Origin of the sequence: Alkanindiges hydrocarboniclasticus, from assembly GCF_001982605.1 — a bacterium.
Taxonomy (GTDB): Bacteria; Pseudomonadota; Gammaproteobacteria; order Pseudomonadales; family Moraxellaceae; genus Alkanindiges; species Alkanindiges hydrocarboniclasticus.
This window is the reverse complement of record NZ_MLCN01000037.1, coordinates 47,614-61,560: the sequence shown is the minus strand read 5'-3', so window position 1 is coordinate 61,560 and position 13,947 is coordinate 47,614. Positions and strand designations below refer to the sequence as shown.

The 13,947-nt window shown below is 49.2% G+C and carries 12 protein-coding genes and 1 tRNA gene; 7 read left to right on the top strand and 6 right to left on the bottom strand.

Going from position 1 to position 13,947, the window contains the following annotated elements:
• Nucleotides 1-171: 171 nt before the first annotated feature.
• Together BKE30_RS13355 and BKE30_RS13350 are read right to left on the bottom strand one after the other, a co-directional pair.
• On the bottom strand, nt 172-1,236 hold the full coding sequence (locus BKE30_RS13355; RefSeq protein WP_076879072.1) for a TauD/TfdA family dioxygenase: 1,065 nt from the start codon (nt 1,234-1,236) through the stop codon (nt 172-174).
• A complete protein-coding gene (locus BKE30_RS13350) occupies nt 1,233-2,579 on the bottom strand; it encodes a phthiocerol/phthiodiolone dimycocerosyl transferase family protein (protein ID WP_076879071.1) in 1,347 nt (448 codons plus the stop codon). The genes BKE30_RS13355 and BKE30_RS13350 overlap by 4 nt, the downstream gene beginning before the upstream one ends.
• A gap of 405 nt (nt 2,580-2,984) precedes the next feature.
• Here BKE30_RS13350 and BKE30_RS13345 point away from each other — a divergent pair, with 405 nt between their 5' ends.
• Complete coding sequence (locus BKE30_RS13345; protein WP_076879070.1) at nt 2,985-3,368, top strand: DUF805 domain-containing protein; 384 nt, start codon at nt 2,985-2,987, stop codon at nt 3,366-3,368.
• Between the two features lie 113 nt (nt 3,369-3,481).
• Here the strand turns inward: BKE30_RS13345 and BKE30_RS13340 are convergent, their stop codons facing one another.
• Nucleotides 3,482-4,246 (bottom strand): M48 family metallopeptidase, encoded by a 765-nt coding sequence (locus BKE30_RS13340; RefSeq protein WP_076879082.1) that lies wholly within the window; start codon nt 4,244-4,246, stop codon nt 3,482-3,484.
• A gap of 329 nt (nt 4,247-4,575) precedes the next feature.
• Between BKE30_RS13340 and BKE30_RS13335 the strand changes: the two genes are divergently transcribed.
• The 6 genes from BKE30_RS13335 (at nt 4,576) to BKE30_RS13310 (ending at nt 9,858) form a co-directional block, all read left to right on the top strand.
• Nucleotides 4,576-4,651, top strand: a tRNA-Gly gene (locus BKE30_RS13335).
• A gap of 248 nt (nt 4,652-4,899) precedes the next feature.
• Nucleotides 4,900-5,799 (top strand): 4-hydroxy-tetrahydrodipicolinate synthase, encoded by a 900-nt coding sequence (gene dapA / locus BKE30_RS13330; RefSeq protein ID WP_076879069.1) that lies wholly within the window; start codon nt 4,900-4,902, stop codon nt 5,797-5,799.
• 24 nt (nt 5,800-5,823) lie between these two features.
• Nucleotides 5,824-6,435 (top strand): outer membrane protein assembly factor BamC, encoded by a 612-nt coding sequence (gene bamC, locus BKE30_RS13325; RefSeq protein WP_076879068.1) that lies wholly within the window; start codon nt 5,824-5,826, stop codon nt 6,433-6,435.
• A 29-nt stretch (nt 6,436-6,464) separates the two neighbouring features.
• A complete protein-coding gene (gene purC, locus BKE30_RS13320; protein ID WP_076879067.1) occupies nt 6,465-7,187 on the top strand; it encodes a phosphoribosylaminoimidazolesuccinocarboxamide synthase in 723 nt (240 codons plus the stop codon).
• Nucleotides 7,188-7,387: 200 nt separating this feature from the next.
• Entirely contained in the window at nt 7,388-8,482 is a 1,095-nt protein-coding gene (locus tag BKE30_RS13315) for an alpha/beta hydrolase (protein ID WP_076879066.1), read from the top strand.
• Between the two features lie 209 nt (nt 8,483-8,691).
• Entirely contained in the window at nt 8,692-9,858 is a 1,167-nt protein-coding gene (locus tag BKE30_RS13310; RefSeq protein WP_143253738.1) for a hypothetical protein, read from the top strand.
• A 113-nt stretch (nt 9,859-9,971) separates the two neighbouring features.
• On the opposite strand, the gene BKE30_RS13305 is transcribed toward BKE30_RS13310, so the two are convergent.
• From BKE30_RS13305 to ileS, 3 genes are read right to left on the bottom strand one after another with little or no spacing between them, the layout of a single operon-like run.
• A complete protein-coding gene (locus BKE30_RS13305; RefSeq protein WP_076879065.1) occupies nt 9,972-10,505 on the bottom strand; it encodes an FKBP-type peptidyl-prolyl cis-trans isomerase in 534 nt (177 codons plus the stop codon).
• Between the two features lie 3 nt (nt 10,506-10,508).
• The gene (gene lspA / locus BKE30_RS13300; protein WP_076879064.1) at nt 10,509-11,066 is read right to left on the bottom strand and encodes a signal peptidase II; all 558 of its coding nucleotides are present in this window, start codon (nt 11,064-11,066) and stop codon (nt 10,509-10,511) included.
• A complete protein-coding gene (ileS, locus tag BKE30_RS13295; RefSeq protein ID WP_076879080.1) occupies nt 11,059-13,893 on the bottom strand; it encodes an isoleucine--tRNA ligase in 2,835 nt (944 codons plus the stop codon). Before ileS ends, lspA begins: the two co-directional genes overlap by 8 nt.
• Nucleotides 13,894-13,947 lie beyond the last annotated feature (54 nt).

Genomic DNA, 13,947 nt, shown 5'->3' with positions numbered 1-13,947 from the left:
CCCCATCAGTTAATCTGATGGGGGTTTCTTTATCCCTGAAAATAATATCCTCAAAAAGCCTCGCCTTTAAAGGTAATCTGGCTTTGCTTTCAACGAGCTATAAATCGTCATTAAAAAGCCTGCTTTACAAAGAGCAGGCTGTGCATCAGACTGGAAAAATATAAACAACGCTTAAGCCCGAAACTGACTGGCATCAAATGCATTGGCCTGAATTTGCACCAGTTTGCGATTGCCTTGTTCACCATTCATGCGCCAGTGACCTATCTTGATGTTATCCACTAAAGCAATGTCACCTTTTTGCCAGTTCATCAGGTAGGCCTTATTAAAGATACTGTCGAAAAGTGCCCGCTGTTCAGTCGTATTCCACGCTATGCTTTGACCAGTGTTATCACAAAGCTCCCAGGTCAGGTTCATGCCATCAGCAGTTGAGTCTTTGTTAATAGTACCCCGATCTGGAAAGGCTTGAACTGCGGCTGCATGTGCAATTTCATTGGTATTTTTGGCAAATGCCCATGGCTGGATACAAAGCTCCCCGGTTTCAGGCACGCGACATACTGCCGGGCAGGGTGCCAGCGCCAGATGGGCTTTACCGTCTGGACGAACCAGCATGGTAAATGGACTACGCTTAAGTAGCATTTTGTCCATTAGTCTGACTTTTCGCTGTGAAATATAATAAAAACGATTCCATGCCGTTTGGTATTTTTGCTGTAAGGCGCTAGGTAGCTCTTTATAAACACGGCCTAGATCTACCATGCCTGTTTCGGCCAGATAGGGTGCAGGTTCAAAACAGCACAGCGCCAGATAGCGTGAACGTTCTGAGCGAACGCCGCCTTCCACATGCGGGCCTTGAATGGATGACTCAACCGGACCAAGTTGCACGGTGTTCTTATCCAGATAGCGTCTGTAATCCCCCGAACCCAGCAAGCCTTCACTATATTTGCGTAACCAACTGGCAATAAACGCAGGCATATTATTGTTATTAAAAGAATTCCATGGTTCTAAGCCTAGTCCCTGTGTAACCAGACTATGGAATTCTTCGGTGCTGCATGGGGTAAATCCCCGAAAAAGCAGGACGCCGCGTTGTGCAATTTTTTGGATAAAGTAATCGCGGTTTGCCTGTAATATATGAATGAGGGTTGCCGTGCTGCAAGGACTTTTAGGACTAAAAACAGTAATAAAATCGTGGCTGTCGGTACTGTCAAGTTGATCCAGGGTGGGATTGAAAGCAGCGGTCATATTGATATCTCATCAAGCTGTAAAGAGTGGGTAGCCAGTTCAGGCAAGGCAGTATTCAAATTGGCCAGATAACGCTGGACAAATGTTTCAATCATTTGTGGCTGCAAGGCCGGAATATTATAGGAAAAGGTCAGTTGCACCCGTCCCTGAAAAGTGGTGGTTGCCAGGCAAATGAGTGGCTTATCCAGATAATTCAAGCTAGGTAAATTAATAAAGCGCTGTAAGGTAAGTTCACCATAGCACTGCTGGTAGTTAACCCGCCCCATATTGGTAAAGTGAACACTATTACGTGAATTTTTATTAATAATTTGCAGTAGTTGCTGTGGTTCTTTTTTAATCGACATAATTAGACGGCGTAACCACAACCCAAAAGCTATATGCTCACGCGACAGCTTGTGCTTAAAATCCTGATTGACCTGTTGGCTAATGTGCCAGATATCGGCCGCCGGGCTTACCTGAAACGTGCCATCAATGGCAGAAGCAAAGTAGCCCACTTCCTGATGGCACGGCTGTTTAAGTTTAGGCAGTACGCTAATGGCAGTACTTAGCAGGATGGGCTTGCTGTCGGAATCAGTAATAAACTCGGCAGCGGTTAACAGCAGGGCGCTACTGAGCAAGCCATGCATGCTGCTTTGTTTTGCCTTGCACGCGTTAACCAGTTTTTGGGTAAGGGTGGCATCCAGCCAATGTTCCTGAAAGCGGGTCTGGGATTTTTGAGATGCTGCTAAAGCCGGGGCAGTAAATTGCGCTACAGCCTGTGGACGTAACAGTTTGCCAATGGTTTTAAGGTTATGCCGGATGGAATGCCATAAACTGCCGTCTTCCAGCAGGTCATCATAAGGTGGCAGTGGCGCACGCGGTTGCAGATAGGTAGGTGAACCTGCATAACAGTGCAGAATTTCACTCAGCAGGGTATCGACAGACAGGCCATCCATGAGTGCATGATTAAAAGCAAACAGTAGCTCTGACGTCTTATGGCCGTGTACCAGAATAAAATGGCACAAGGGCTTGGAAATCTGGTTTAGCGAGTGGTTGACCTGTTCCTCGGCCACACTATGCCAGTGCTGGTCTGATTCGCGCTTAATGCGAATAAGCGGGATATCAACCACTTGTGGAAAATGAAAACAGGGTTGCGCCTGCTCAATAACTTGGGCACGCAGCATGGGGAAAATATAGCTAACATGGCGGATTGCCTGCTGTAACCTGAAAGGATCAATAAGGCCATCAATCTGGGCAATCACTACCCCGGTATTGGAAGCCGCCTGACTCATTCGCCACCATAACAGTTCTCCTGAACCCAGTGGACGATTGGCAAATGCAGGTGCTGACGTTAATAATGTCATAGGGGAGGTCTCAATCTGTTATCTGCCATACCGGCAATTTTTGTTGTTTTTAGGTTATCATATCGCCAATATGATAACAAGATCAGCCATGTGTGCTTTATTTTCACCTAAATGGTTTTTAAAAAGACTTTATGTTTCAAACGCATAAAATGATACATGTGGTTTCTAAAAATATTTTTCAATGAGCTGGTGTTTGCTGGCTTTTGTCAGATGCAGTGGTGGTATAAAAGCCCATTGTTCATGCTGCTAAATTGCGCTATACATTTTTTAACCAGTCATTAATTGTTCAGGGCTGGAGAGGTGAAGGCCTTTTAAAAAAGACCGTTTCACTGTAGGGCACCTTAATAAAACAAAAAGAATTAAAACAACAGTGAAAAACTGAACAGGACACACGGGAGGTAGGTTATGAACTGGTATCTCAAAGTGGTTAAGGATAATTATACCAACTTCAAGGGCAGAGCCAGACGGCAGGAATACTGGATGTTTGCTTTTATTCACCTGATGATTGCCGTGCTACTCAGTATTATTGACACGGTATTGTTTGGCCCCAGCAATTTTACGCTTAGTAGCTTGTATCTGCTGATTGTGCTGATTCCGGGTGTGGCTGTGGCGGTGCGGCGTTTGCATGATACCAGCCGTAGTGGCTGGTGGGTGTTGCTGGCGCTTATCCCGGTGATTGGCGTGCTGGCATTGATTGTGATGATGTGTATGGATAGTACACCAGCACCAAACCAGTATGGTACCAATCCTAAAGGCATTGGCAACCAGATGCAGCCGTTACACCCTTAAAATGCGAACCATCTGATGACTGAACTACCTGAATAAAAATGCAGGTGTAACCAAAAGGCTTCACCTGCATTTGTTCAGTTACCAATCATGGACTATTGCCAAGATGGTAGGGCTTAACGGCGCGCCTGCTGATACAATGGCATGACCTTGGGCAACAGGGTCTGAATGGTACGCACGCGGTTTTGTGAACCCGGATGCGTACTTAAGAATTGTGGTGGTTCGCCCTTGCTGGCGGCTGACATTTTGTTCCACAGGGTTACCGCTGCCTGTGGGTTGTAACCTGCGCGTGCCATGAGTTCAAGGCCCAGCGAGTCGGCTTCACTTTCCTGACTGCGGCTAAACGGCAGGTCAAGGCCGAGCTGCGTGGCCATACCGGCAAGCTGGGTTTGTCCTTCGGTTAAGCCCACTGCTGAAGCCAACACGCTTAAGCCCAGTTGAGTGGCACTACTGCGCGATACCCGTTCACGGCCATGTTCACGCAGGGCATGGGCCATTTCGTGACCCATAATGGCAGCAATTTCATCATCAGTCAGCTTAAGGCGGTCAATGATGCCGGTATAGAACATGATTTTGCCACCGGGTGCGCAATAGGCATTTAGCTCGTTGCTCTTGATGGTATTAACCTGCCAGTTCCAGGTGCGGGCATCTGGCCGATAGACGTTGACCTGCGGGATCAGGCGGTTGGCAATACGCTGTACCCGTTGTAACTGTGCTGCATTGGGGTTAAGCACGCCTTTTTGACGCGCTTCAGCCAGTACTTGCTGGTAGCCTTGTGCTGCGCTCTGGTTAATTTCCTCACTGGATACCAGCAACAACTGGCGACGGTCTACACCAGTGGCACTATTCATGGTGGAGCTGGCACAACCGGTCAGGGCCATGGCAGCAGACAGGCTTAATACGGGAAGAATACGCACGGGAAAAATCCTCTAAATGGGCTGTTTTTAGTGTGATCTGGCAGACGTCTGGTGAAACCATAGGTTATTTTGAGGAATTTCACCCACAGTGCTGAGCAGATTGCTATTTTAAATCCTGTACTTAACATAAAGCTAAAATAGCAGGCTGTTCCATAGGGTTTTTGTAGGTAAATCACGAATTATTTTAAAAAATACGAAAAGGCTTGTTATTTTGACTATAAAAGCGTCAGTTGTATTGAAAAAAACTGAAAATACTTGACTCAACCCAATTACAGGTTAAGATAGCGGCCTACGCGGGAATAGCTCAGTTGGTAGAGCACAACCTTGCCAAGGTTGGGGTCGCGAGTTCGAGTCTCGTTTCCCGCTCCAGATTTCATGTGGCGCCAAAATGCTACATATAAAGGCCAGACGATGTTCTGGCCTTTTTGTATTGTATTTTGCCCGGTAACGCCAATGGTGAGAGTGCTAAACACAGGTTAAATTCAGCGAAATTAACTTGTGTTTAGCACGTGGGTTTTTTACCATTTGCATGTTTGATCACTCATGTTTAATCACCCCATCCATTCACTATTTTTTATCGTGTTAGTGCTTGATGGCGATACAGGATATATAAAAAAATGACGCAACAGGCAACCACCATTCATGGCTCAATTGTCGCATTGGTCACCCCAATGCATCACGATGGCAGCGTGGACTGGGACGCGTTGAAGAAGCTCGTCGAGTGGCACATTGAGCAGGGAACGCACAGTATTGTCGCGGTAGGAACAACCGGCGAATCAGCAACACTGGATGTTGAAGAACATGCACAGGTGATTGAAGCCGTAATCAAGGCCGTGGCTGGCCGTATTCCAGTAATTGCAGGAACCGGTGCCAATTCAACCCGTGAAGCCATTGAGCTGACCGAAACTGCCAGAAAACTGGGCGCTGATGCAGCTTTACTGGTGACCCCATATTATAATAAGCCCACCCAAGAAGGCCTGTACCAGCATTACAAGACTGTGGCTGAAGCAGTAGACCTGCCCCAGATTTTGTATAATGTTCCCGGCCGCACCGGGGTGGACATGCACAACGACACTGTGATCCGTCTGGCTGATGTGGACCGTATTGTTGGTATCAAGGATGCCACCGGCGACCTGAACCGTGGCCATGACCTGATTAACCGCCTGAACCAGAAGATTGCCGTGTATTCCGGTGATGATGCCACTGCTTACCGTCTGATACTGCTGGGGGCACAGGGCAATATTTCGGTAACTGCCAACGTGGCACCGGGTGTGATGAGTCAGGTTTGTGAAGCTGCAAAAGCAGGAAATCGTGAGCAGGCAGAACAACTTAATAACAGCATTGCTGTCCTGCATCAGGTATTATTCTGCGAGTCGAATCCAATTCCGGTAAAATGGGCATTAAGTGACATGGGCTTAATCGGAACCGGAATTCGCCTGCCATTAACCGTTTTAGCCGAGTCCTACCAGCCGCTTATTCATCAGGCCTTGCTGGACAGTGGTGTTATTGCACGCTAAAACGTCCTAATTTGAGGATTAACCATGCTGTATCGCGTTGGGCTTGTACTGGGTTTATCGCTATTGACTCTGGTTGTTACACCGGGCTGTAGCCGCTTTAGCGTTGACAATCATTCACTGGCCTACAAAGAGGCGACAGTATTGCCGCCATTACAGTTGCCTGCCGGTGAAACCCGTCCGATGACTGCCATTTACCCGGCACCTGCCATTAATCCTGCTGCGCTGGAAGCTGCACCCAATTTTGCCAATCAAAAAGGCAACCGTTTTGAAATGCCCCGGGCGCAAAACAGTGGTGTGAGCAATGCAGATAATGCTAATGTGGGCATTGGTGCGCCGTCACGTCCAACCTTGGTAACCGATGGCAATGGCTATCCATTATTAAAAATTGAAGGTGATGCCAACCGGATCTGGGATCTGCTGGCAGCAAGCCTGAGTGTCGCCAATATTCAGGTGGTTGACCGTAACCAGAGTACGGGCTGGGTGGCCATCAAAACAGACAAACAAACGGTTTATCTTCGTCTAAACCGTGCCGGTACAATCACTACGATTACCGTGCAGGATGACAAAAATGCGCTGATCGACAAAAATCTGGCGTCTGACGTGCTTGTTCAACTCAACCAAAATTGGCCGGCCTAACGCGGTAATCTATTTCAAAAGGTCCTGTAATGGAAAAGCAATCCTTACTTTATACGGGTAAAGCAAAATCAGTTTATGAAACCGAAGATGCTGATCATTTAATTCTGGTGTTTCGTGACGATACCTCTGCTTTTGACGGTAAAAAAGTTGAGCAACTGGCGCGCAAAGGCAAGGTCAACAACCGCTTTAATGCGTTTATCATGCAAAAATTGCAGGAAGCTGGCGTTGAAACCCATTTTGAAAAATTGCTGTCCAGCAATGAAGTGCTGGTTAAGCGCTTAAAAATGATTCCGGTAGAATGCGTGGTTCGTAACTATGCAGCGGGTAGCCTGTGCCGTCGTCTGGGTATTGAAGAAGGCACTGCGCTAACGCCGCCAACCTTTGAGCTGTTTTATAAGGATGATGCGCTGGGTGACCCCATGGTGAATGAGTCACTATCAGTGACCATGGGCTGGGCCACTGAAGACCAGTTGCAACAAATGAAGGCACTGACCTATCAGGTTAATGATGTACTAAGAAAGCTGTTTGATGCCGGTAACATGCTGCTGGTGGATTTCAAGCTGGAATTTGGTGTATTCCATGACCGCGTGATTCTGGGTGATGAGTTTTCACCCGATGGTTGCCGCCTGTGGGACAAGGACACCAAGAAAAAACTGGATAAAGACCGTTTCCGTCAGGGCCTGGGCAGTGTGGTCGAGGCTTATGAAGAAGTCTCCTTGCGTCTGGGTGTGGATTTAAGCGATATTGATTAAATGCCGGGTTAAATCACTGCTCGAAAGCCTTGATTAAGTATTTGTCTTATATCTGATCTGGGTAGAAGCAGCTAAAAAGCCGTAGTTCGATAGAGCTGCGGCTTTTTTATATAAAAATTTGACAATATTTATTGTCTAAAACTTGTCAAACTAAACTCGGCAGTTCAATATAACGGCAATTGACGTTTCAGGAAGCAATAATGTCTTTAGCAAAAACAATTCGTCGTCAGGTTTCTCAGGCAGGTGGAAAGGCTCGTGGAGATGCGGCACGCCTGCTGGCACATTTGCCTGCTCCGTTACAGTTGCGTCTGGCCCGGCTGATGGGCTATCAGCATGAGTATGCCGGTCTTGATCCGCACATTCGCCTGCTACTGGCATTTCGCCAACTGGAAGGCGGGGGTAGTCTGGTGACCCGTGATGCCGTGAAAAGCCGCCGGAATTTTCGCCGTGAAATGCTGTCAATCGCTGGCAAGCCAACCCCGGTTGCTGAGATTAAAAATTTCCAGATTGACGGGCCTGCGGGTAAGTTAAATGTACGCCATTATCGGACCGAACAGGGCCAGCAAGCCAGCAAGAGCGTGCCATTGCTGGTGTTTTATCATGGTGGTGGTTTTGTGGTAGGTGATTTAGATACTCATGATGAAGCCTGCCGCCTGTTGTGCCACTATGGCCGCATGCAGGTGCTGAGTGTGGATTACCGTCTGGCACCGGAACATCCAGCGCCGGCTGCGGTGGATGATTGCGTTGCCGCTTTAAAATGGGCCAAGGCGCATGCGGCTGAACTGGGCGCTGACCCAGTTCGCGTGTGTGTGTGTGGTGACAGTGCCGGGGGTAACCTGTCTGCTGTGGTTAGCCAGCAAACCAAGGGTACGGCCGATGCGCCAGCCGCCCAGTTACTGTTTTATCCGGTGGTTGATCTGGTGAATGAATACCAGTCGCGCAAGGCCTTTACCCAGGGATTGTTCCTGAGTGACATGGATATTGAAGAAGCCAACTATGCGTATGTCGGCTTGAGTGACTTGACGTTGCAAGATCCGCTGGTGACGCCCATGTTGGGTGATTTGAGCAACCTGCCCCCTGCATTGGTGGTGAGTGCTGCTTACGATGTGTTGTGTGATGAAGGCGAAGCTTACGCGAATCGCATGCGTGAACTGGGCAACCGCGTGATTCTGGACCGGGTTGAAAGCCATGGCCATGGCTTTATTAACCTGACCTTTCTGAATCCTTCTGCCAAGCAAACCACTATCCGGATTGCACAGGATTTCCGGGTGTTCCTCGATAGCCTGCCTGCCTAAGCGAAAGCCCGGAATGACTGGCAGGTCAGCCGGGCTTAGACTAAAGTCTAAGCTATTAGACTAGGCTGTCTACTGCACTTTTCGTATCATAGCGCCCTTTAAAAATAAGGCTTGGAACAAAATTCTAGGCCTTTTTTATTGCCAATTCTGGTGCCGTGTGGCGGTCATGATCTGACTGGCAACGGCCTATAACGCGATAGGTGCATGTGTTGAAGCAAAAGCAAAGATTACTCCCACTGCTGGGATGCCTGCCCTTGTGGCTGGCCAGTCAAAATGGTTATGCGGTTGAGGTGGCAGTGGATGGGCCGGGCAAGCTGGAGATTGGCGGGGCTATTCGGGCCAAGTACCAGTACAAGGATTTTGCCCAGACGGATAAAAGCAAACTGGAGTTTGCAGACAGCAAGCTGGTAGTGAATTACAGCTCACCGACATGGCTGGCCTATGCTGATTACCGCTGTTACCGTACCGAAGAATTATGTGACCTGAGCATGCTGGTGGATGCGTGGGTCGGCTATCAGCTTGATCCTGTACAGCAGGTTAGTGTCGGCATGATGCCTGTTCCCTTTGGCCCGGCCCAGTACTGGGGCAGCACTTATTATGAGGGCACGGCCTATAACTTGGGGCTGGAAGACACGCATAATCCGGGTATCAAATACCAGTACAAGACGTCGGCTAATGAGCTGTCACTGGGCTTTTATCCGCACGATGGCGGCAATTATGTCGGTCAAACTAATGATGCCAGCCGTTTTAGCGCTAATCTGGCACAGGCCGATGACCCTGATAATGGCACCCATATTGAAGAAAAAAACATGCTGGTTGGCCGGGCCAGCCATCGGTTTGTGCAAAGTGAAGAATTAAATCATACGCTGGGTGTTTCCTACTGGCATTCAACCCTGAAAAACCAGCAAAATGGCCAGTCCGGTAACCGCGATGCGTGGAATGTATTTGGCAGCAGTAACTGGAACCAGTGGAATGCAACACTGGTGGCCGGACAGCACCGTCTGGATAACAAAAACATGCAAATGCCGGACATTAGTACATTTGGTGCCTTTGACTATAGCTATAATCTGGCCAATGACTATGATTATTATAGTGCTGAGCTGTCTTACCACTGGCCAGAAAGCTATGGGAAATTCAGTAATATCAAGCCATATCTCAACTATAGCGCCATGGACAAGCAGCCAAAAGGCTTTGCTACTTCGCAACGGCTGATTTCCGGAATTGGCTTTAATTATGGCCCGATGGGTATTTTTGCTGAATACATGATTGGCAAGAATGATGCCATGGTGGGGGATGATGCCAGCAGCTATGCGCAGGGCAGGCAGGATGCTGACTGGAAAAAGCTGCTGTATATTTCCATTGGCTATTATTTTTAACCAGATATTTTTATTCACCTACCATCTGGTATCAAAAAAGCACCTGATCAAATTGACGGGTGCTTTTTTGTTGAATCACCAGCTGTTTTTAGAGTTGCCACGCCATACGTGTTTTAAGATGGCTTGCCCGCGTTACTGGACAAAATGGAAAAACCGGATTGGCCTGCTGGTGTGACCCGGATAATTTCAACTTCAAAGACCACATTGCGGCCAGCCAGCGGATGGTTAAAGTCAATTTCGGTAATGTCATCAGTCACTGATTTGACCACACCCGGCAAGGTCGACTTACTTTTGTCTTCAAATTCAATCATCTGGTCAACTTGTGGGCGCTCGGCAAACTTGACGGTATCAAAAGTTTGCACATTGTCCGGATTCCACGGGCCAAAGGCATCTTCTGGCGGCAAGTGTACGGTACGACGGTCACCGGCACGCAGGCCCAGCAGGGCATTTTCAAAACCGGGCAGCAGGTTGCCATCACCAATAGTCAGGCTTACTGCTTCTGGCCGGATGCGGGTGTTGTCCAGTTCAATGCCGTTTTCCAGCGCCACTGAAAAATGTAATTCGACCTTACTGCCTTCGCCAATGCGGGTGTCTTCATTGGGATTGACGAACTGCGCGTTGCCCGCAGGGTTGTTTGAATCCGTCATGTTTTACTCCTGAGGCTTGGTTGCTTGAGGTGCTGCTTGTGCCACGGCTTTTTGAATCCGGTATTTTTCCAGAAAAAAGGTGTCAATGATCAGCAGGATAGTTCCCAGCGTGATGGAACTGTCAGCAATATTAAAGGCTGGAAAGTGATGGTTTTGGTAATACAAATGGATAAAATCCACCACATAACCCAACGTTATCCGGTCAATCAGGTTGCCCACTGCACCCCCCAGAATCAGGGCAATGGCCAGTGGCAGGACTTTAAGCTGGGTTGGCATGCGCATTAACCAGACCGTAAATGCAATGGATACCAGTGTGGCCAGGCCCGAGAAAAAATAACGCTGCCAGCCGCCGGCATCGGACAGAAAGCTAAATGCGGCGCCATAATTATGCAGCAGGGTCCAGTTTAAAAATGGCAGTACTGGTACGGGTTCGGCAAAGGTGAGCTGGCTGCTGGCCAGATGCTTGGTGTATTGATCCAGCACAATGGAAACCACCGCCAGCAATAGCCACCATAGGTTGTGTAGCCGGAACTGGCTGATGTTGTGTTGAGAGTTAGGCATACTGGCGCTCCTCACCTGAACCACTTACGTTGATAATACAGCGCCCGCAAATGGTGCTATGTTCGGCATGGCTACTGACATCCGGCAAGACATGCCAGCAGCGCGCACATTTAATGCCATCTGCCGATGAAATTTTAACCCGTAAGCCGTCAAGATCTGTGGCTTCGCCCTGAGCATTGCTATTTTGGCCAGCGTCAAACGCATGCAGGTTGACCTGACTGGTAATGAGTACAAAACGCAGTTCGTTGCCCAGTTGATCCAGTACCGGATACAGGCTGTCATCCGCCCACAGGTCAACCTGAGCGGATAAATTGCTGCCCACCAGTTTGGCATTGCGCGCGGCTTCAATCTGCTTGTTAACCGCTGATTTGACCTGAAGCAGCACGTGCCAGTGATCATTGGAAATCACGTTGGCCGTAGTCGCCTGTGGCAAGGTATACCATGCGGTAGTAAATACATATTTTTCAGACTGTTCTGGAATCAGTGGCCAGGCTTCCTGTGCGGTAAAGCTGAGGATTGGACTCATCCAGCGCACAAAGGCCTGCACCAGATGATACAGCGCAGTTTGCGCCGAACGGCGGGCATGTGAGTCGGCTTTGGTGGTGTACTGGCGATCCTTGATGATATCCAGATAAAAACCACCCAGATCATTAATGCAGAAACCAGTTAGCTGACTGCATACCACATGGAAATTCATGTCGTTATAGGCGGCAATAATATTGTTTTGCACCTCACCGGCCCGCTGGATAATGTATTGGTCCAGCGCAATGAGCTGATCCACCGGCACCAGATCGGTACTGGGTTTAAAGCCATTGAGGTTAGCCAGTAAGAAGCGCAGCGTATTGCGGATACGGCGATAGCTATCACTCACCCGGCTAAAGATTTCCTTACTGGCGGCAATCTCGTAGCGATAATCGCTGGAGGCCACATACAGGCGCAGGCCATCCGCGCCGAGCTGCTTGATGATATCTTCCAGCGGAATATAGTTGCCTAGCGATTTGGACAGCTTGCGGCCGTTTTCATCCACGGTAAAACCATGGGTGAGCACGTTTTTAAACGGTGCCTGCTGGTTAATGGCAATGGCTGTCAGCAGGGACGACTGGAACCAGCCACGATGCTGGTCAGACCCTTCCAGATACAGGTCGGCAGGAGAGTGCAAATCATCACGCTGCTCCAGCACCGCATAATGGGTGGTGCCGGAATCAAACCACACATCCAGCGTGTCCTTGATGGCGTTGTATTGATCGCTGTCACTACCCAGCAGTGTAGCTTTATCCAGAGAGAACCACGCTTCCACACCTTCCTGTTCAATCAGTTGCGCCACCTGCTCAATCAGCTCACTGGTACGCGGGTGCAATTCGTTGCTGTCTTTATGCACAAAAAATGGAATGGGCACGCCCCAGGTACGCTGGCGTGAAATACACCAGTCCGGACGACCATCCACCATGGCTTCAATCCGGTTTTTGCCCCAGTCGGGAATCCACTGGACGTCCTGAATGGCCGCCATGGATTGCTCACGCAGCCCACCTTGCTCCATGCTGATAAACCATTGCGGGGTGGCCCGGAAAATAATCGGGGTTTTGTGGCGCCAGCAGTGCGGGTAGCTGTGGCTGATGGGCTGGTGTGCCATCAGCTTGCCCATGGTTTTTAAGTTATCAATAATTTGCGGATTGGCTTTGTAAATATGCTGCCCGGCAAAAATTGGGGCAGTGGCTAAATACACCCCATTGCTGGCTACAGGATTATCTACGGCCAGATTGTATTGCAGGCCTACCTTGTAGTCATCCACACCATGACCGGGTGCGGTATGTACTGCACCGGTACCACTGGCAGCCGTGACATGCTCACCTAAAATGACCGGCACCTGACGCGTGGCAATGAGGGGATGCTGCAACAGCAGTTTTTCCAGCACGGCGCCTTTAAACTCCGCCAGTATTTGCGGATTGTCCAGTTTATAGCGGTCACAGGCAGATGCCACCAGTTCGCTGGCGAGTACCAAGGCATGTTCGCCACGGTCGCTATTGATTTTAACCAGTTGATAGTCAATGTCTGGATGCAGGGCAACCGCCTGATTGGCAGGCAGCGTCCACGGTGTCGTTGTCCAGATGACAATATCAGTCGGCACAGTGACACTAACACCAACGCGCTGGCTTAAATCAGCCAGATCCACCACGCCAAAGCCCACATCAATGGCATCGGATTTTTTATTTTCATATTCTACTTCGGCTTCGGCCAGTGCTGAGCCGCAATCCAGACACCAGTTGACTGGCTTTAAACCGGCTTGCACATGCCCTGCGGCCACAATTTTGCCCAGTGCGCGAACAATATCGGCTTCCTGCTTAAAATTCATGGTCAGGTAGGGATTGTCCCAGTCACCCAGCACGCCCAGACGCTCAAAGTCCTTGCGCTGAATAGCAACCTGACTGGCGGCATAATCGCGGCATAGTTTGCGGAAAGTTTTGGCATCGACCTTATCGCCAACCTTACCTACTTTTTCTTCGACTTTGAGTTCAATCGGCAAGCCATGACAGTCCCAGCCCGGTACATAAGGCGCATCAAAACCAGACAAAGTGCGGCTTTTGACAATAATGTCCTTAAGCACCTTGTTCACCGCATGACCGAGGTGAATAGAACCATTGGCATATGGGGGGCCATCATGCAGGATGTATTTGGTCTGGCCGGCGCGTGCTGCCCGGATTTGCTGGTACAGGCCATCGCTCTGCCACTCACCCAGCCACTGGGCTTCACGGGTAGCCAGATTGGCTTTCATGGCAAATGCAGTATCCGGCAGATTCAGGGTGCTTTTATAATCGACCCCTTCAGTCATCTGGCTGCTGTCTTTAGTCTGGTTGCTCATCAATCACATCATCCTTTAGGCCAG

Excerpts from the sequence above, each read along its gene's own strand:
- BKE30_RS13350 (WP_076879071.1), bottom strand. The coding sequence starts at position 2,579 with ATGACATTATTAACGTCAGCACCTGCATTTGCCAATCGTCCACTGGGT.
- BKE30_RS13305 (WP_076879065.1), bottom strand. The coding sequence starts at position 10,505 with ATGACGGATTCAAACAACCCTGCGGGCAACGCGCAGTTCGTCAATCCC.
- ileS (WP_076879080.1), bottom strand. The coding sequence starts at position 13,893 with ATGACTGAAGGGGTCGATTATAAAAGCACCCTGAATCTGCCGGATACT.
- BKE30_RS13355 (WP_076879072.1), bottom strand. The coding sequence starts at position 1,236 with ATGACCGCTGCTTTCAATCCCACCCTGGATCAACTTGACAGTACCGAC.
- purC (WP_076879067.1), top strand. The coding sequence starts at position 6,465 with ATGGAAAAGCAATCCTTACTTTATACGGGTAAAGCAAAATCAGTTTAT.
- lspA (WP_076879064.1), bottom strand. The coding sequence starts at position 11,066 with ATGCCTAACTCTCAACACAACATCAGCCAGTTCCGGCTACACAACCTA.
- dapA (WP_076879069.1), top strand. The coding sequence starts at position 4,900 with ATGACGCAACAGGCAACCACCATTCATGGCTCAATTGTCGCATTGGTC.
- bamC (WP_076879068.1), top strand. The coding sequence starts at position 5,824 with ATGCTGTATCGCGTTGGGCTTGTACTGGGTTTATCGCTATTGACTCTG.
- BKE30_RS13345 (WP_076879070.1), top strand. The coding sequence starts at position 2,985 with ATGAACTGGTATCTCAAAGTGGTTAAGGATAATTATACCAACTTCAAG.
- BKE30_RS13315 (WP_076879066.1), top strand. The coding sequence starts at position 7,388 with ATGTCTTTAGCAAAAACAATTCGTCGTCAGGTTTCTCAGGCAGGTGGA.
- BKE30_RS13340 (WP_076879082.1), bottom strand. The coding sequence starts at position 4,246 with ATGGCCCTGACCGGTTGTGCCAGCTCCACCATGAATAGTGCCACTGGT.